Genomic DNA, 18,473 nt, shown 5'->3' on the forward strand with positions numbered 1-18,473 from the left:
CACGAAGTTCACCTTTCCCTGTAATTGCTCAGGCATCGAACGACAGACGTTCCCGGACGTAGTCGTTATAAGACTCAATGTTGCGCTTGACCTCATCGAGGCTGTCGCCGCCGAACTTCTCGGTCACGGCACGCGCGAGCACGAGCGCCACCATCGCCTCGGCCACGACACCGCCGGCCGGCACCGCACACACGTCGGAGCGCTGGTGGATACCGGTCGCCGCGTCACCGGTCGCCATGTCCACCGTTTGCAGCGCGCGCGGCACAGTCGAAATCGGCTTCATTGCCGCACGCACCCGCAGTTGCTCGCCATTGGTCATGCCGCCCTCCAGACCACCCGCACGGTTGGTCAAGCGGTGCAGGCCAGCCTCGTCGCGCACCATTTCGTCGTGAGCTTCGGAGCCGCGTCGGCGCGCCTCGGCGAAGCCGTCGCCAATCTCCACCCCCTTGACGGACTGGATGCCCATCAGCGCCGCTGCCAGCTGCGCGTCGAGGCGGTGCTCGCCAGAGATGTGCGAGCCGAGACCGATCGGCAGCCCGTCCACAATCACCTCAACGATGCCGCCGAGCGTGTCGCCGGACTTCTTCGCCGCCTCAATGCAGGCAACCATGTCAGCCTCGGCATCAGCATCGTAGGCACGCACCGGGGAGGCATCGATTGTGGCAAGGTCTCCAAAGCTTGGCGACGGTCCCTCGTACGGCGCCGACTCCCCAATCGAAATGACGTGGGAAAACACCTCTACACCGAGCGTCTCGCGCAGGAACGCGCGTGCCACCGATGCGGCGGCCACGCGTGCGGCGGTCTCGCGGGCAGACGAACGCTCCAGCACCGGACGCGCCGAGTCGAATCCGTACTTGATCATTCCAGCGAAATCGGCGTGGCCTGGACGCGGGCGCGTCAATGTTGCGCCGCGGCCAGACGCCATCGCCTTGGCTACCTCGGGGTCATCCATGTCAACCGGATCCGGAGACATGATCGTGGTCCACTTCGGCCACTCGGTGTTGCCGATCATGATGGCGATGGGACTTCCGATGGTGCGCCCGTGCAGGATGCCGGTGAGCAGGGTCAGTTCGTCGGCCTCGAACTTCATCCGGGCGCCGCGTCCGTATCCGAGGCGGCGGCGGGCGAGCTGGTCGCTGATCTCTTCTTGAGTGATCGGCACGCCAGCCGGCATGTTCTCGACAAGCGCCACGAGCGCTTGCCCATGGGATTCCCCAGAGGTGGTCCAACGAAGCATGCGTGCATTGTCTCACACCGCCTCTCGCCTGGGCTGCGTTAGGAGCCGAACGGGTGGGGCCACAGCACACCCACGATCACCACTACCCATGCGGCAGCGAGCATCGAGGGGCCGTGCGGCAGCGGTCGAGCGTCGAGCAGCCACGACAAAAGGACGGTGAGCAGGCCAGACAGTCCTACAGCGGAGATGACCCCAGCGAGCCCCGCAACCCAGGCGACGGCGACGCCGAGCGGGACGGCGAGCTTGATATCACCGCCCCCGATCCCACGTCCGATAACGAGGTAACCCGCCGGCCACACCCACCCCCACAACGCGAGCGGGTGAAAGGCGCACGTCACAAGCGCAAGCGCACCCGCCGGCAGGGTCAGGGTGTTGGGAAGGCGTCTGAAATGGACGTCGAAAAGCGCGAGCGCGATGCTCCATAACCCGCATACCGCAACGAGTGTGACTCCCCCAAGCCCCATGCCCACGCAGTGTAGCGGGCGCGGGAACCTGAGTGCTGCCCTAATGCTGGGAGGCGACGTGCGCGAAGAGCGCCTCGCGCATCGCTTCGCGCGGGGCAGGCACGCCTGTGAACTGCTCGAACTGCGAGTACGACTGGCCGGCGAGCATGACCAGACCGCCGACCGTGTTATAGCCGTGGGAGGCGGCGCGCACTGCGAGGGGCGTGGGCCACGGGTTGTAGATCACGTCGAGGACCGGTGCGTGGGCGAGGTCGTTGACGTAAGCCTCGATGGCTTGCGACGGCACCGTAGACACCACGACGTCCGCGGCAACGGTGGCCGCGGCGATGTCGGTGTCGAAAGTGGAGAAGGTGACATCGATGCTATCGGTGAGGTCAGCGAGCTCTGCGGCGCGGTCAGAGCGGTTAAGCACGTGGATGCGCACCGCGCCGAGCTGGGCCAGCGCCCACAGGGCGGGCCGCGCGGTGCCTCCCGCGCCAACCACAACTGCGCTGCGGATGGGCTCACCGCGGGTGAGCTCGTCGAGCGCTGCGAGCAGGCCTTCGCAGTCGGTGTTGTCGGCGCGCCAACCGGCGCTTGGCTTGTCCGGGTCAATGCGCACCAACGTGTTCGCGGAGCCGATTGCCCGAGCACGTTCGGTGACTTCGTCGGCGAACTCCAGCGCGGCGAACTTCGCCGGCATGGTGACGGAGAACCCGCGGAACTCGGGCCCGGCCTCGCCGACGATTCGCGGTAGATCGTCTGCCGTGCATTCGATGCGGCTATAGCTCCAGTCGGCCAATCCCGCCGCCAGATATCCGGAATTGTGCAGCACCGGGGAAAGCGAGTGCGCAATCGGCGAGCCAAGGACTGCGGCGCGATACCCCGGGTTAGCGTGGCCGGGGTCGACGGAGGCGTCGTTAAGCATGAAGCTCCTAGCGCTGCGAATCCAAGATGCCGGAGTCAACTGCGCGCTGGGTGTCGCGCAGGTGATCCTCGAAGGTGCTGTTGAACACGGTGGTGCCGTCCTGGTCCACGGTGACGAAGAAGAGCCAGTCGCCGTCCGCCGGATTCTCCATAGCGTCAATCGCCTCCATCGACGGGGATGCGATCGGAGTCTGGGGCAGGCCGTCCATGGCGTAAGTGTTCCACGGGGTGACCGCCGCGCGGTCCTCGTCGGTGGTGGCTACCTCGACGTCGGTGAGGCCGTAGTTGACCGTGGAGTCGAACTCCAGGCGCATCGGAACGTCGAGGCGGTTCAGAATCACGCGGGCGACCTTGTCGAACTCTCCAGCCGGCGCCTCACGCTCCACCAGGGATGCCGCGACTAGCAGCTCGTACGGGCTCAGCCCGATCGCGTTCGCGCGCTCGACGATCCCGGTGTCGTTGTACTGCTTCGCGGAACGGGTCACCAGATCGGTGATGATCTCCTGGGCCGAGGCGTCCGGGTCGATGATGTACTCACCGGGTGCGATGAGGCCTTCGAGGCGCTTCGGATCGCCCGCGCGGGCGGCCACGGTTTCGACGGCCCACTCCGGCACGCCGAGCTCCTTCGGGTCCGCGTTCGCGGCCACGTCCTGCAGCTGCTCAGCGTCGACACAGTCTTGCGTGTTCGAGCCGCGGCAGGTGACCTCTTGAATCATGGAGTAGATGCCGTAGCGGGTCTGGCCGCCGAGTACGTTCACGTCCATCAGGGTCGCGCCGCCGTAGACCTTCACCGGGGTAATGCGGTTTTCCTCACTCAGCAGTGCATCCACCGCGGCCTTCGCGCTCATCTGCCCCTCGAGGAGGTAGTAGCCCGGGTGGATGTTGTCGGCGTCCGGGTGGTTCGCAGCCGCGGTTTGGAACGCGCCGTTGGAGGCAACGATGTCGCGCTTCTCCAGCTCAGGCCCGAGCTGGGAGATAGTGGAGCCCTCAGGGATCTCCACAATCTCCTCGACTCCGTTGCCGGCGCCCTCGTAGTCCTTCGGCGCGGCACCGTTGCGCGCCACCGCGATCCAAGCGATCAAGCCGACGATCAGCAGAATTGAGGCGATGAGCACGGCGGTGCTGCGGGTTCGCCCCTGAGCGTGTGATCGGGTGGTCACGATTCGTTCTCCTTGAGGTTGGTCTTGCGGCCATCGAGCCACGACTGCAGAATCTCTACTGCCGCGGCCTGGTCGATGAACTTTCGGCCTTGCTTCTCCGAGGTGCCGGCAGCCCGCATCGCGTTCGTTGCCACCACGGTAGTCAACCGCTCGTCCGCCATCCGCACCGGCACATTGGTGCGGCGGTGGATGCGGAATGCGATCTCCTTCGCGTGCTTTACGCTTGCGGAGCCGTTGCCTTGTAGATCCCGCGGCAAACCAACGACTACTTCGACCACGTCATAGTCGGTAACCAGTTGCACCAGCCGATCGATGTCTGCACCGTCGCGGTCTTTGAACCCGGTGACCCGGTCCACGGTTTCAGCCGGTGTCGCCAGCCGCGCGTCCCGATCCGAGATCGCAACGCCGATGCGCACAGTGCCCACGTCAACGCCTAAGCGCCGCCCCGGACCCGGGTCGTCCACACCGGGGGTGTCTGGCTCAACTTTCATGGTGGTTGTCTTTCGGTCGCAGGTCGCGCAAGTCACGGCCGTCAGTTCGACGCTATCGCTTATCGACGATTCTCCCAGGCCGCCCTACCGGCGTGTCACGTAATCGATTCGTTACCTAAGCTAGCGCGTCACGGATCGCGGCGAGGCCGGCATCAATGCCGGCCGGGTTAGCGCCGGAACCCTGCGCCAGATCCGGCTTGCCGCCGCCCTTGCCGTCAACGTAGGTGCCGAACGTTTTCACCAGCTCGCCGGCCTTCACACCGGATTCGACTGCGGCCGGGGTCGCGGCGACTGCGAACGCTGCCTTGCCGTTGTCCGCGGACGCCAGAACCACAACCGCGTCCTCACCTGTGAGCTTGCCGCGGACATCGCTGACCATGGTGCGTAGGTCGCCGGTGTTGATTCCGTCGGGCAGATGGACGGCGACGAGCTTGTGTGCTCCAACTGTTTCTGCCTTCGCCGCGAGATCGCCGGTGCCGGCAAGCAGCTGCTGGCGGTGGAGGTTCTCGATTTCCTTCTCCGCCGCGCGCAGACGCTCAGTCAGCTGCGCGATGCGCTCCGGCAGCTGCTCGGACGGGGTCTTCAGCTCGGAAGCCAACCCGGAAGCCAGCGCCGCCTCCTTGGAGAAATAGCGGAAGGACTCCAAACCGGAGTACGCCTCGATGCGGCGCGCGCCGGAGCCCACGGAAGACTCACCGAGCACGGCCACCGGGCCGATCTGCGACGAGTGCTCTACGTGCGTGCCGCCGCACAGCTCAATCGAGAACGGCCCACCGATCTCAACAACGCGTACGCGGTCGCCGTAGTTCTCGCCGAAGAGAGCCATCGCGCCCATCGCCTTCGCCTCCTCGAGGGAAGTTTCGATCGTGTTCACCGCAAAGTCCGCGTCGACAGCCTGGTTGGTGATTGTGGCGATCTCCTCCAGCTGCGCATCCGAGAGCTGATCGGTGTAGTTGAAGTCGAAGCGCAGGTAACCCGGCTTGTTCAACGAACCCGCCTGCACCGCGGTCGGGCCGAGCACCTGGCGCAGCGCCGCGTGAATGAGGTGGGTGGCGGTGTGCGCCTGGCGCGCACCGTGACGCCACGCGCCGTCGACCTCGGCGGTCACAGTGGAGCCCAGATCGAGCCCGCCGTTTTGGACCGTCGCCTTGTGCACCCAAAGCTTCTTGCCGATGCGCTGCACGTCGCCGACGTTGAGCACCGTCTCCCCCATTACCAGGCGTCCGCGGTCCGCCATCTGGCCGCCGGCCTCGGCGTACATCGGAGTGACGTCGAGGATGACCTCGACCTCGTCGCCCTGGTTGACCTCGGTGACCTTCTCGCCGTCCTTGACCAGGCCGATCACGTTCGCGTCGTGAGTGAGCTGGTCGTAGCCGACGAACTCGGTTGGGTGCGCGTCCACCCACTCGCGGTACAGCGAGTCGTCGCGGTTGCCCATCTTCTTGGCCTTGTTGTCGGCCTTCGCACGGTTGCGCTGCTCCTCCATGGCGGCGTTAAACGCATCCATGTCGACCTCCAAGCCCGCCTCCTGCGCCATCTCCATGGTCAGATCGATCGGGAAGCCGTAGGTGTCGTGCAGCTCGAAGGCCTGCTCGCCGCTGAGCGTGGTCACGCCGGACGCCTTGAGCGTCTCGGCGGCTTCATCGAAGCGGTGCGTGCCGGATTCCAGCGTCTTGGAAAACGCCCGCTCCTCCGCCAGCGCCACGCGCAGGATGCGATCGCGGTTGTCGGCGATCTCCGGGAAGGACGGCGTCATCGTGTCCATGATGGTGTTGATCAACGGTTCCATCACTTCGCCAGTCGCACCGAGCAGACGCGCGGAGCGGATGATGCGGCGCAGCAGGCGACGCAGGATGTAACCGCGGCCCTCGTTCGACGGGGTGACACCGTCCAGGATGATCATCATGGAGGTGCGCGAGTGGTCCGCAATCACACGGAAGCGGACGTCATCGGCTGGGCTACCGGCGTCGTACTGAGTACCGGTCAGCTCCTGCGCCACGTCGATCACCGGGCGCAGCAGGTCGGTCTCGTAAACATTGTCGACGCCCTGCAGGATGCAAGCCACGCGCTCCACGCCGAGGCCGGTATCGATGTTCTTGTTCGGCAGCTCGCCGAGAATCTCGAAGCCGCCCTTCTTGTCGCCGGCGCCGCGGATGGACTCCATGAACACGAGGTTCCAGATCTCCATGTAGCGGTTGTCGTCCGCGATCGGGCCGCCCTCTTGACCGTACTCCGGGCCACGGTCGTAATAGATCTCGGAGCACGGGCCACACGGGCCAGGCACGCCCATAGACCAGAAGTTGTCTTCCATGCCCATGCGCTGGATGCGCTCGACCGGCACGCCGATCTTGTGCTCCCAGATCTCGGCGGCCTCATCGTCGTCGGTGTAGACCGTGACCCAGAGGCGTTCCGGGTCCAGGCCAAGACCGCCCTCCTCAACCGGACCGGTCAAAAGCGTCCAGGCGTGCGTAATCGCACCCTCTTTGAAGTACTGGCCGAAGGAGAAGTTTCCGGCCATCTGGAAGAAGGTGTTGTGGCGGGTCGTAATGCCCACCTCTTCGATATCCAGGGTGCGCACACACTTCTGGATCGAAGTAGCCAGACCGTTTTCAAACGGCGGGGTCTGCTGGCCCAAGAAGTACGGCTTGAACGGCACCATGCCCGCGTTGACAAACAGCAGGGTCGGGTCGTCGAGAATCAGCGAGGCGCTGGGCACCTCGGTGTGCCCGGTTTCGACGAAGTGGTTGGTAAACCGCTCCCGGATTTCGTGTGTCTGCACGGGGTGTACGTCCTTTCGCTGGCGCGTGTACTGGCCTTGGGTCAATCCCGCACCATGTTACTCCGGCCCGTGTAGGCCCCCGCACCCTACCGTCCGCGCACGATCGCGCGCAGCCGGCTGAAGTAGTCGCGGATCCGCTTCTCCGCGCCGTGGTCCGTCGGCTGGTAGTACTCGCGGTCCTCCAGGCAGTCGGGAATGTACTGCTGCTCCACCACCCCGCGCGGGTCGTCGTGCGGGTAGAGGTAGCCCACCGCATTGCCCAGCTTCTTCGCACCCTCGTAGTGCCCGTCGCGCAAATGCGGCGGCACGGTGCCAACATGACCCGCGCGAATGTCCGCCTGCGCGGCGTTGATCGCCTGGTACACCGACGCCGACTTCGGAGCGGTGGCCAGGTGAATCGTCGCCTGCGCAAGCGCGAGACGCCCCTCTGGCATGCCGATGAACTGGACCGCCTGCGCCGCAGCCGTCGCGGTCTGGAGCGCGGTCGGATCCGCCATCCCCACATCCTCAGATGCATGGATGACCAGGCGCCGCGCAATGAACCGCGGGTCCTCCCCCGCCTCAATCATCCGAGCCAAATAGTGCAGCGCCGCATCCACGTCCGAACCGCGAATCGACTTGATGAACGCGCTGACCACGTCGTAGTGTTGGTCGCCGTCACGGTCGTAGCGCACCACCGCGCGGTTGACGTTGTCGCGCACCACCTCCAGCGTCACCGTGCCACCCTCCGGCACCGCGTCTGCCGCGGCCTCGAGGTACGTCAGGGCACGGCGCGCGTCGCCTCCAGCAAGGAGGATGAGCTGGTCACACGCATCGTCGTCAAGCGAAATGCTCCCTTGAAGCCCCCGCTCGTCGCGCACGGCACGGGTAAGCACCTCGCGGACATCGTCGTCCGAGAGCGACTCGAGCTTGAGCAGCAGCGAGCGGCTGAGTAGCGGCGCAACCACCGAGAAGCTGGGGTTCTCCGTGGTCGCGGCGACGAGTAGGACCGTGCGGTTCTCCACCGCCGCGAGCAGCGCATCTTGCTGGGTTTTGGAAAACCGGTGCACCTCGTCGATGAACAGCACCGTCTTCTCGCCGCGGACCAGGTCGCGCCGCGCGGCATCAATCACGGCGCGCACCTCCTTCACCCCGGAGCTCAGCGCCGAAAGCCCCACGAAGTTCTGCCCCATGGTCTGTGCGATCAGCGACGCAATCGTCGTCTTGCCCGTCCCCGGCGGGCCGTACAAGATCACGCTCGCCGCGCCCGAGCCTTCCACCAGCCGGCGCAGGGGCTTGCCTTCGGAAAGCAGGTGTTGCTGCCCCGCAATCTCGTCCAGCGAGCGCGGGCGCATCCGCGCAGCCAGCGGTGCGTCGCGGCCAGCTTCAAAAAAGCTCGCCCCGCGGGCCGGGGCAGTTTCGCCTATCGACGCCCCCTTCACCACCTCCCCGTCCCCAAACAGACCTTCCTGCGTCACGGCTTCGTCCTTTACTGGAACCGGTCGGCGACGCGGTTGGCGAAGTCGGCGATGACGAGGTACGCCGTGTCGCGGCCTGTGCCGGCGTAGCTCGCGAGCGCCAGGAACGTCTCGCGGAGATCGGCGCGCACGAGAGTTTCGGACGGGTCGAAGGGGCCGCTTTCAGAGGGGCGCAGCACATCCTCGCCGTCGTCGAGATCGAAGTCCTCCACATCGCCCTCTGGGTCGATGCCGGCGCGCTCGAACTCTTCCGCCAGCTCCGCGTCGTTGGCCACCAGATCGGTCACACCGACTGGGTTCAGCACGGAGACGCTAGACAGCGCCCAGCCGATCATCGCACCGGTAATGCGTGCCTGGAGGGTGTCTTCGTGGTTGAGCAGCGGCCAGGTGCCGCGGACTTCGTGGAGCCAGGCGTCGATGAAGGCGTGGCACGCTTCCTCGTTGTACGGCCGCGGGGACAGGTAGAGCGGAAAGCCAGCGACGACGAAGGCGACGTCGAAGCTCGCGTCGCGAAAGCCCGCCCACTCGTAGTCCAAGAATTGGGTGCCGCCGGCGGTGTAGATCACGTTGTCTGGTGAGAGATCGAAGGGCGTGAACGCGCGCACGCCACCGCGCAGGAGCCGCGACTGCAGGTTCGCGGCGCTTACCGTGACCTCGTTGGGCACCTCGATACCGGCTTGCACCAGCATCTCCAGTCCAAGACGGATGCGGTGCGCAAGAAGGCGGTCGCGCAACTGCTGGATCTTCTCCGCACCGGTGCGCGACCTGGTCATGCGGTTGAACAGCACGTTGAAGGAATCTTCCTTGTCTGCAGTGCCCGCATGCAGTCGCCCGAGTGCGCTGCCGAGGTTGCGCAGAATCTGCACGTGCTGTTCCTCATCGGCTCGCTCCAGCATGGCGGCGAGCGTGTCGCCGTCGCCAGCATCCGAAAGGATGATCATCCGCGCGTCCGTGTCATACGCCAGCAACACTGGGCCCGGACGAATCTCGCTGGAGAGCGAGGTTGTGAATTGGTAGGCGACGATTTCGCGGAGAAACGCTGCGTCGTCAAGCGCGTAGCCGGTCTCTGGGGCGTGCTTCACCACCACCGAGCGGTGCTGCAGAAACGGGTTGGTGGCCACTTTGACGCGGTAGACCCCAGCGAGACCGGAGCCGGACAGCCGGGTGACCTCACTGAGTTTCTGTGTCCCTCCGTAGCGGCGGGTGAGGATGTCTTCGGCTGCGGCGATGATGGAATCCTGCTGCATGGTGTTCCTCTCCTCGGCGTTGCGGGCCGATGCGAATCAATCCCTATTTTCGCACAGGCCAGTTCCCGGCCCCCTGGGCATTGACTGTTAGCTCTGTCAGGGTTCCGGGAATCTTGAGCGCGTGCTTGTGCCGCTTACTTGGTCTCTCCTGCGCCGGCAGCTTCTGCCTCGTTGTCCGCCGCCTCGTTGTCCAGGCGGACCTCGTTGTGACGCTCACCGGCTGCGGCCATGTCGTCCTGCTTCTTCGGCTTGAAGTCGACGCCGGTTTCCGCGCGCTGGGCTGCCGGGATTGGCGCGGGCGCGTCGGTGAGCGGATCGACGCCGCCGCCGGACTTCGGGAATGCAATCACGTCGCGGATCGAGTCGAAGCCGCCGAGTAGGCTGACAATGCGGTCCCAACCGAACGCGATGCCGCCGTGCGGCGGAGCACCGAATGCGAAGGCGTCGAGGAGGAAGCCGAACTTCTCCTGGGCCTCTTCCTCGGTGATGCCCATGACCTCGAAGACACGCTCCTGCACGTCGCGCTGGTGGATACGGATCGAACCGCCGCCGATCTCGTTGCCGTTGCAGACGATGTCGTACGCGTACGCCAGCGCTTCGCCCGGCTCCTGATCGAAGTTGTCCAGGTACTCAGGCTTCGGCGAGGTGAACGCGTGGTGCACGGCGGTCCACTTCGAGTTGCCCAGCGCCACGTCGCCGGACGCGGTGGCGTCGGCTGCGGGCTCAAACATCGGGGCGTCGACAACCCAGGTGAATGCCCAGGCGTCGTCGTCGATGAGGTCGAGCTTGCGGGCAATCTCACCGCGGGCTGCGCCGAGCAGCGCACGCGAAGCCTTCGTGTCGCCTGCGGCGAAGAAGATCGCGTCGCCCGGCTGGGCACCGACGTGGGAGACGATGCCGGCCTTTTCCTCGTCGGTGATGTTCTTTGCCACCGGGCCGGTGAGCTCGCCGTCGTCCTGAACCAGGATGTATGCCAAACCCTTCGCGCCGCGCTGCTTCGCCCACTCCTGCCATGCATCGAGCTGGCGACGCGGCTGGGATGCGCCGCCCGCCATGACCACAGCGCCGACGTACTCGGCCTGGAAGACACGGAACGGGGTGTCTTTGAAGAACTCGGTGCATTCCACCAGCGGGATGTCGAAGCGCAGATCCGGCTTGTCGGAGCCGTACTTTTCCATCGCCTCGGCGTAGGTCATGCGCGGGATCGGTGTCTGGATCTCGTAGCCAATGAGCTTCCACAGCTCCACGAGGATCTCTTCGGCGAGCGAGATCACGTCGTCCTGGTCGACGAACGACGCCTCGACGTCGAGCTGGGTGAACTCCGGCTGGCGGTCCGCGCGGAAGTCCTCGTCGCGGTAGCAGCGAGCGATCTGGTAGTAGCGCTCCATGCCGGCGACCATGAGCAGCTGCTTGAACAGCTGCGGCGACTGCGGCAGCGCGTACCAGGAACCCGGCTTCAAACGCGCCGGCACCAGGAAGTCGCGGGCACCTTCCGGGGTCGAGCGGGTGAGCGTCGGGGTCTCGATCTCGACGAAGTCGTGGTTGTCCAGCACCCGGCGTGCCGCCTGGTTTGCTTGCGCGCGCAGGCGCATCGCGTTGGCTTGGCGGTCGCGGCGCAGGTCGAGGTAACGGTACTTCAGACGGGTCTCCTCGCCCACCTCGCTCGACGATGCGTCCTCGATCTGGAACGGCAGTGCGGCCGCCTTATTCAGCACAGTCAGCTCGGTGGCGTTGACCTCGATCTCGCCCGAGGCAAGGTTCGGGTTCGCGGAGCCCTCCGGACGCGGCTCGACAACGCCGGTGACCTGCACAACGAACTCGCTGCGCAGATCGTGGGCGGCCTCGGCCACCTCCGACTCACGGAAGACGACCTGGGCAAGTCCAGAGCGGTCGCGCAGGTCGATGAAGATCACACCGCCGTGGTCGCGGCGCCTGGCCACCCAACCGGTCAGGGTGACGGTCTGACCGTCGAGGTCTTTGTTGAGGTTCCCAGCGAGGTGTGTGCGCAGCACGGTGTCTTCCACGTCCTTCTTTATGTGGCGAAGTGAGGGCTGAATCTATCGGGCAAGAGTTTACCGCGCGGGTTTTTCGCCCGCCCACGCACCCAGATACCTGCCGTGGCGTTGGACACATTTTTGAGTTCTTTGGCACAATGCTTGCCATGACCTTCAGAGGAAACGCCAGCCGGGGCGCGAACCAGCGAGTCCAAACCAGCACAGGCGCTGGCCGCCAGCCTCAAGGCGGCGGCGCCGGCGGTTTACTCGCTCTGCCCCTGCTGCTCGGCGGCGGTGGCGGCGGCACGATCCTGGTGATCCTGTTGCTGTGGTTCCTGTTCAGCGGCGGCCTTGGCGGCGGTGGCGGCCAGCAAAGCCAGACGCAGGGTCAGTACCAGTCCCAGGGTGACTACAACCTGGAGCACTGCGACACCGAAGGCGCAGCGAACGAGCACGTGGACTGCCGCGCCGCCGCAACTGTCATTTCCGTCGACGATGTGTGGTCGCGGGTGCTGCCTGAGCAGGCCAACGTTGATTACCGCCAACCCGGCATGCACATCTTCCAGGGCGACGTCACTACCGGCTGCGGCTACGCCACCGCCGCGACGGGTCCGTTCTACTGCCCACGCGATGAGACCGCGTACCTTGACGTGACCTTCTTCGACGAGTTGCACAAGCTCGGCGGCAGCTCCGGCCCGCTGGCGCAGATGTACGCCACCGCGCACGAGATGGGCCACCACATCCAGCAGCTCGAGGGCACGCTGGGTCTAAGCGACTACAAGAACCCCGGCGAGGACTCTGCAGCTGTAGCCATCGAGCTGCAGGCGGACTGCTACGCCGGCCTGTGGGCACATTACGCAGAGCAAGACGGCGCGCTCGAGCCGATCACCCAGCAGCAGCTTGACGACGCAATCCAGACGGCGCAGGCCATCGGCGACGACAACATTCAGCGCCGCTCCGGCGGCGAGGTCGACCCAGACGCCTGGACCCACGGTTCCTCCGAGCAGCGCGGCCAAGCGTTCTTGTCCGGCTACGAAACCGGCAAGATGTCCGCCTGCGACACGCTCAACCGCGGCGTCTACAACGGCTAGTGGCTACCCAGGAAGCCCCCAACCGGGCCGTCGAGTTCCTCGCAGCGTTCAACGACATTGAGGCGTTCTTGCGCACTGAACTCGACGCGAAGAAATCCGATTCCTTCAAATGGATGGCCACCCAGGCAGCCAAGCGCGGCGTCATCAGCCGCGATCAAGCCGATGACCTAAAAGAGTTCGCGGAGCTGCGCAACGCGATCAGCCACGGCGAGTATCGGGACTTCCGCCCAATCGCGGAACCGCTCCAGGAAACGGTCGACGAGATCAAGCACATCCGCGATGTGCTCCTCGAACCAACCCTCGCCGTCGACGTCGTCGGCTACGACCAGAGCATCATCACCTTGAGCCCCGACGACGCCATCGGCGACGCACTGCGCGCCATCCGCGAATCAGGCCACACCCAGTTCCCGATTTACGACGACGGCACCTGCGTCGGCCTCCTCACCACCAACGCCATCGCCCGCTGGGTTGCCGAGGAGCTCGAGACCGCAGACAGCATCGACGCAGACACCATGGCAAACACGACCGTCGCCGATGCACTTGAGCTCTCCGGCCAGCACGACAAAGCGGTATTTCTCCCCCGCACCGCCACCGCAGCAGCAGCCGTCGACGCGCTCACCACGCCCCTTCCATCCGGCGCGCTGCCCCGCCTCGGCATCATCACCGAGCACGGCAACACCGACCAACGTCCAATCGCAGTGGTGAACGCCACCGACATCCCACACCTCGCGGAGGCCTCATGACATCCAGCCACCCAGTCAGCGTCATCGACCTGTTCTCCATCGGCATCGGCCCGTCCTCTTCACACACCGTCGGCCCGATGCGCGCCGCCGAACTCTTCGTCGAGTCACTCGGCCAGCTACCGCACACCGTCGCCATTGAGCTGCGCGGCTCACTCGCCGCCACCGGCATCGGGCACGGCACCGACCGCGCAGTCCTCCTCGGCCTCGTGGGCTACACCCCCACCACCACAACCGCGGACACCGCCCCACTGCCCGGCGAACTCATTCCCGCAAGTGGCACCATCGAAGGCCCGTCCGGCACCGTCAACTACGAGATCAAGTACAACCCCCAGCCGGTCCCCGAGCACCCAAACTGCGTCATCTTCAGCGCTTGGGACGAGCACGGCACAGCGCTCGCCACCGGCCGCGAGTACTTCTCCGGGGGCGGCGGCTTCATCCTCGACCGCGCCGGCCTCGACGGTTTCGAAGGCGTCGGCACAGAGGAAGATTCCAGCATCACGGTCCCCTTCCCGTTCCGCACCGCGCAGGAGCTCCTTTCGCTTATCGACGAACACTCCCTGACGATCTCCCAACTCGTCCGCGCCAACGAAGAAGCGCTGCACGACCGCGAGGTTGTCGATGCCCACCTCGACGCCGTGTGGGACGTGATGCAAGAATGCGTCGCCCGCGGGCTGAAATCCGAAGGCACCCTGCCAGGCGGACTGAACGTGAAACGCCGTGCGAACCGCATGTATCGCATGCTCACCGCGGAGGCGGAGGCTGAGACATCCCGCGGCCTCGACGCGATGATGTGGGTCAACCTCTACGCCCTCGCCGTCAATGAGGAGAACGCCGCCCACGGTCAGGTGGTGACCGCCCCGACCAACGGCGCCGCAGGCATCATCCCGGCAGTGATGCATTACTGCCTGGACTTCACGGATGACTTCACCACGGAGCGGGCGCGCGAGTTTTTGCTCACCGCTGCCGCGATCGGCGCGATCATCAAGACCAACGCGTCGATCTCGGGCGCCGAGGTGGGGTGTCAGGGCGAAGTCGGTTCGGCGTCAGCGATGGCTGCTGCCGGTATGTGCGCAATCCTTGGCGGGACACCGCAGCAGGTGGAAAACGCCGCCGAGATCGCGTTGGAGCACAATCTTGGCCTCACCTGCGACCCGGTCGGCGGCCTCGTGCAGGTACCCTGCATCGAGCGCAACGCCATCGGCGCGGTGAAAGCCATCAACGCGGCGCGCCTGGCCAGGTTCGGCGACGGCACCAACATTGTCACGCTCGACGACGTGGTGGAGACTATGGCGTCTACCGGCCGCGACATGATGACCAAGTACAAAGAGACGTCCATGGGCGGCCTCGCGGTGCAGCTCGGCCTGCCCGTGAACATCACGGAGTGTTAGCGGCGTTTATTCCTCATCTTCGGGGATGAAGATCGCGTCGATCACCGCGGCGAGATCCAGCGGCACCGTGCGCTGGGTTTGGGTTTCAAGGTTCTTCACCGTCACCTCGCCGGTCTCGAGCTCGCGGTCTCCGAGCACCAGCGCGGTGTGAGCGCCGGAGCGGTCTGCGCCCTTCATCGCGCCCTTGAGTCCGCGGCCGCCGTAGGACATGTCGGCGGAAATGCCGTTGGCACGAAGTTCGTCGATAAGCAATGCCATGCCTGACTGTGCCTGATCGCCGATGGCGACGCCGAACACATCAACCCTTGACTCGACTCCGTCGAGCGTGACGCCTTCTGCTTCGAGTGCGAGCACGGTGCGGTCGACGCCGAGGCCGAAACCGATGCCGGAGAGGTCCTGCCCGCCGATCTGGGCCATGAGGCCGTCGTAGCGCCCGCCGCCGCCGATGCCGGACTGCGCGCCGAGGCCGTCGTGGACGAACTCGAAAGTGGTCTTGGTGTAGTAGTCCAGGCCGCGGACCATGCGCGCATTGATCACGTAGGTCACGCCCATTGCCTCGAGCGTGCCGGTGACCGTCTCGAAGTGAGTACGGCAGTTTTCGCAGAGGTGGTCGAGCATGAGCGGCGCGTTCTCGGTCATGGCGCGGACGTCCTCGCGCTTGTCGTCGAGCACGCGCAGCGGGTTGATCTCGGCACGGTGGCGGGTTTCCTCATCCAGCGGAAGGTCGAAGAGGAACGCCTGCAGCTTCTCGCGGTAGGCCGGGCGGCATTCGGCGCAGCCCAAGCTGGTGAGCTCGAGGCGGAATCCGGTCAGCCCCACGGAGCGGTAGCAGCGGTCGGCGAGCGCGATGATCTCCGCGTCCAGCAGCGGGTCGTCGACACCGATTGCCTCCACACCGACCTGCTGGAGCTGGCGGTAGCGGCCCGCCTGGGGGCGCTCGTAGCGGAAAAACGGACCGTAGTAGCTGAGCTTCACCGGCAGGTAGCCGCGATCAAGGTTGTGCTCGATGACAGCGCGCATCACGCCGGCGGTGCCCTCGGGACGAAGCGTGACGGAGCGGTCGCCGCGATCGGCGAAGGTGTACATCTCCTTGCTCACGACATCGGTGGATTCGCCGACGCCGCGCGCGAAGAGTGCGGTGTCCTCGAAAACCGGCAGCTCGATGTGTTGGTATCCGGCGATGCGCGCCTGGTTGGCGAATTCGTCGCGCACGGCGATGAACGTCGCCGACGTCGGCGGCACGTAGTCGGGCACGCCCTTCGGGGCGGACAGGGCCTGAAACTTCTGCTCACTCACGTTCAACGAGTTTAGCCCGCGGGGTTTTACGCGCCGCTGTGGATCCTGTCGGCGTTCGCCTCGCGCAGAAACGGGTTGGTCGCGCGTTCAGCGCGCATGGTGGTGGTTGGCCCATGCCCCGGGAGCACCGCCAGCGAATCATCGAGGTCCCATACCGGGCCGCGCAGCGACTCGGTCATGGCCTCTGGGTCGGAGTAGGCCAGGTCAGTGCGCCCGATGGAGCCTCGGAACAGGACGTCGCCGCTGAAGACGAGCTCGTCCGCGACCAGCAGCACACTACCCGGCGAATGCCCAGGGGCGTGCTGAACGGTGAACTCGTAACCGGCCAATTCAATAGTTTCGCCGTGGTGGAGGTGCGTGATGGTTTCCGGGGCGGCCATGGACGAGGCGTCGAAAAGCAATCTTGAATGCTCCGGGAGGCCTCCACCTGCATCGAGCATGAAGGCATCATCCGGGTGGATGAATACCTCGACCCCGAGCTCTGCGGCGTCGCGAATATGGTCGAGGTGGCCGTGGGTGAGCACCACCGCGCTCAATCTCGCGTGATGCTGGGCGAAGAGCTCACGGACCTGCGGAGCCGCCCCCATGCCGGGATCGACCACGAAGCCTTCGCCTGCTTCCGGGTTGATCACCGCGTAGCAGTTGGTCTGATACGGGCCTACGACAAATCCAGCAAGCTGCATGCCTCAGATATTAGGGCCGCGGTGCGCTGCTGCTAGGCTTTGACCGTTCATACACCCCTTGCGGTGCGCGGTTGAGTTTGGCTGCCCAAGCCCTCGCGCGCACCGCCGACGCGAGAAGTGAGGTCCGGTCACGGTGGCAAGCAACGAGCAGCGCGGCAAGGAAGCCCTGTCCAACTTGGAGAAGGAGCTGGCTGCGCGCGACCGCAAGCAGAAAACGCGACCGTGGGTCACTGCGCTTGCATCCGTCGCGGTGATCGGCGTACTCGGCGGCGGCATTTACTACTTTGCGACCCAGGACGGCGGGGAAGATCTCGCTGCTGAAGAGACCACGGCTACGGAGACAACGGCTGAAACGGCTACGGAAGAGCCGAACTACGAGCCGATTGCGACTGAACGCGCGGTCGCCCTGCCGCCGACCGTGAGCTGCGCATACAACGAAGCCGGCGACAACGCGAACTTCGTTGGCCTGCCCCCGCAGGAAGACGTGTCTACCGAAGGCACCGTCACCATCGACCTCGAGACCTCGGCTGGCCCGATCGGCATGGAGCTGGATCGCTCGGTGTCCCCGTGCACCGTGAACGCAATTGAGTACCTGGCGGCGGAGGGCTACTACAACGACACGGTTTGCCACCGCCTGACTACTTCTGAGGGCCTGAAGGTGCTGCAGTGCGGCGACCCAACCGGTACCGGTGCTGGCGGCCCAGGATTCCAATTCGCGAACGAGTTCCCTACGGACGAGGCGCTTGAGAACGTAGATCTCTCCGCGCTCGGCTTACCGGAAGACCTCAGTGAGGAGGAGAAACAGGGGTACGCGTCCCAGCTACTGGAATTCGAGAAGTACGAACGCGGCACGATCGCGATGGCGAACTCAGGCATCGACACCAACGGCTCCCAGTTCTTCTTGAACTACGGTGATGGCTTCCTCACGCCGACGTACACCTACTTCGGACAGATCGACGAGGCGGGATTGGCCACCCTTGACGCCATTGCGGAGAAAGGCGTGAAGGAAGACCCGAGTATTGGGGGCCCAAGCAATGATGGCGAGCCCGTCGAGGAAGTCAGGATTACGACCGCCACCGTTCGGTAGTCTCTCCTGGACATTTCCTGTGAAGCTGAGTATTCAATTGGCCTTGCGTAGTTGAGATCAAAACGTTATGCTGACCACCGTCGTCTGACGTCCTCTAAAGATTGGATATATCCCATGCAGTTCCGTAAGGGTCTCATCGCTGCAGCTACCGCTGCTGCTGTCATGACCACCGGCGCGACCGTCGTCTCCGCGCAGACCACCCCGACCGTGCAGGCTTCCACGAACACTACCCAGCCCACTCCGGTCACCGTCACCGTGACCGCAACGCCGGAGCCCACTGAGGAGAAGTCCTCCATCAAGAACGCAGACACGAAGGAAATCCTCAACTGGATCTCCGTGATCACCGCGATCTTCGGTCTGTTCGGCACCATCGCTACCTTCGCCGACAAGTACCTGATCAAGTAAGTTCTTGATGCGGGTTCGCCCGAACCGCTTGGCCACTGAATGGTC

16 protein-coding genes are annotated in these 18,473 nt (G+C 65.1%); 5 read left to right on the forward strand and 11 right to left on the reverse strand.

From position 1 onward, the window contains the following. Positions 1 to 28 precede the first annotated feature (28 nt). The 9 genes from aroC to aspS form a co-directional block, all read right to left on the reverse strand. Positions 29 to 1,237: a chorismate synthase gene (gene aroC / locus CGLAU_RS06870; RefSeq protein WP_095660048.1), complete on the reverse strand. Its 1,209-nt coding sequence runs from the start codon at positions 1,235 to 1,237 to the stop codon at positions 29 to 31. 38 nt (positions 1,238 to 1,275) lie between these two features. Further along, positions 1,276 to 1,701 carry a prepilin peptidase gene (locus tag CGLAU_RS06875; protein WP_095660049.1) on the reverse strand — a complete coding sequence of 142 codons (426 nt, stop codon included), beginning with the start codon at positions 1,699 to 1,701 and terminating at the stop codon, positions 1,276 to 1,278. Positions 1,702 to 1,741: 40 nt separating this feature from the next. Continuing rightward, positions 1,742 to 2,608 carry a shikimate dehydrogenase gene (locus CGLAU_RS06880; protein ID WP_095660050.1) on the reverse strand — a complete coding sequence of 289 codons (867 nt, stop codon included), beginning with the start codon at positions 2,606 to 2,608 and terminating at the stop codon, positions 1,742 to 1,744. A 7-nt stretch (positions 2,609 to 2,615) separates the two neighbouring features. Beyond that, on the reverse strand, positions 2,616 to 3,767 hold the full coding sequence (mltG, locus tag CGLAU_RS06885) for an endolytic transglycosylase MltG (RefSeq protein WP_095660051.1): 1,152 nt from the start codon (positions 3,765 to 3,767) through the stop codon (positions 2,616 to 2,618). Next, a complete protein-coding gene (ruvX, locus tag CGLAU_RS06890; protein ID WP_095660052.1) occupies positions 3,764 to 4,258 on the reverse strand; it encodes a Holliday junction resolvase RuvX in 495 nt (164 codons plus the stop codon). Before ruvX ends, mltG begins: the two co-directional genes overlap by 4 nt. Positions 4,259 to 4,373: 115 nt before the next feature. Then, positions 4,374 to 7,037 carry an alanine--tRNA ligase gene (gene alaS, locus CGLAU_RS06895; RefSeq protein ID WP_095660053.1) on the reverse strand — a complete coding sequence of 888 codons (2,664 nt, stop codon included), beginning with the start codon at positions 7,035 to 7,037 and terminating at the stop codon, positions 4,374 to 4,376. A gap of 86 nt (positions 7,038 to 7,123) precedes the next feature. Beyond that, complete coding sequence (locus tag CGLAU_RS06900) at positions 7,124 to 8,494, reverse strand: replication-associated recombination protein A (protein ID WP_095660054.1); 1,371 nt, start codon at positions 8,492 to 8,494, stop codon at positions 7,124 to 7,126. Between the two features lie 11 nt (positions 8,495 to 8,505). Further along, positions 8,506 to 9,741, reverse strand: coding sequence for a phosphotransferase family protein (locus CGLAU_RS06905; protein WP_095660055.1), 1,236 nt, complete (start codon positions 9,739 to 9,741; stop codon positions 8,506 to 8,508). Positions 9,742 to 9,875: 134 nt separating this feature from the next. Beyond that, positions 9,876 to 11,753: an aspartate--tRNA ligase gene (gene aspS / locus CGLAU_RS06910; protein ID WP_095661098.1), complete on the reverse strand. Its 1,878-nt coding sequence runs from the start codon at positions 11,751 to 11,753 to the stop codon at positions 9,876 to 9,878. Positions 11,754 to 11,902: 149 nt separating this feature from the next. On the opposite strand from aspS, the gene ypfJ reads away from it, so the two are divergent. The 3 genes from ypfJ to CGLAU_RS06925 are packed head-to-tail and all read left to right on the forward strand — an operon-like array spanning position 11,903 to position 14,957. Continuing rightward, positions 11,903 to 12,826, forward strand: coding sequence for a KPN_02809 family neutral zinc metallopeptidase (ypfJ, locus tag CGLAU_RS06915; protein ID WP_095660056.1), 924 nt, complete (start codon positions 11,903 to 11,905; stop codon positions 12,824 to 12,826). After that, a complete protein-coding gene (locus CGLAU_RS06920) occupies positions 12,826 to 13,569 on the forward strand; it encodes a CBS domain-containing protein (RefSeq protein ID WP_095660057.1) in 744 nt (247 codons plus the stop codon). Before ypfJ ends, CGLAU_RS06920 begins: the two co-directional genes overlap by 1 nt. Beyond that, entirely contained in the window at positions 13,566 to 14,957 is a 1,392-nt protein-coding gene (locus CGLAU_RS06925; RefSeq protein WP_095660058.1) for an L-serine ammonia-lyase, read from the forward strand. The genes CGLAU_RS06920 and CGLAU_RS06925 overlap by 4 nt, the downstream gene beginning before the upstream one ends. Positions 14,958 to 14,963: 6 nt before the next feature. Here the strand turns inward: CGLAU_RS06925 and hisS are convergent, their stop codons facing one another. Together hisS and CGLAU_RS06935 are read right to left on the reverse strand one after the other, a co-directional pair. Then, positions 14,964 to 16,253, reverse strand: coding sequence for a histidine--tRNA ligase (hisS, locus tag CGLAU_RS06930; protein ID WP_095660059.1), 1,290 nt, complete (start codon positions 16,251 to 16,253; stop codon positions 14,964 to 14,966). Positions 16,254 to 16,279: 26 nt separating this feature from the next. Further along, on the reverse strand, positions 16,280 to 16,936 hold the full coding sequence (locus CGLAU_RS06935; RefSeq protein ID WP_095660060.1) for an MBL fold metallo-hydrolase: 657 nt from the start codon (positions 16,934 to 16,936) through the stop codon (positions 16,280 to 16,282). Between the two features lie 133 nt (positions 16,937 to 17,069). Here CGLAU_RS06935 and CGLAU_RS06940 point away from each other — a divergent pair, with 133 nt between their 5' ends. Further along, positions 17,070 to 18,023: a peptidylprolyl isomerase gene (locus CGLAU_RS06940; RefSeq protein WP_095660061.1), complete on the forward strand. Its 954-nt coding sequence runs from the start codon at positions 17,070 to 17,072 to the stop codon at positions 18,021 to 18,023. Positions 18,024 to 18,137: 114 nt separating this feature from the next. Then, complete coding sequence (locus tag CGLAU_RS06945; protein WP_095660062.1) at positions 18,138 to 18,428, forward strand: hypothetical protein; 291 nt, start codon at positions 18,138 to 18,140, stop codon at positions 18,426 to 18,428. The last annotated feature ends 45 nt before the right edge of the window (positions 18,429 to 18,473 follow it).

It is taken from the genome of Corynebacterium glaucum (assembly GCF_002287505.1).
Taxonomy (GTDB): domain Bacteria; phylum Actinomycetota; class Actinomycetes; order Mycobacteriales; family Mycobacteriaceae; genus Corynebacterium; species Corynebacterium glaucum.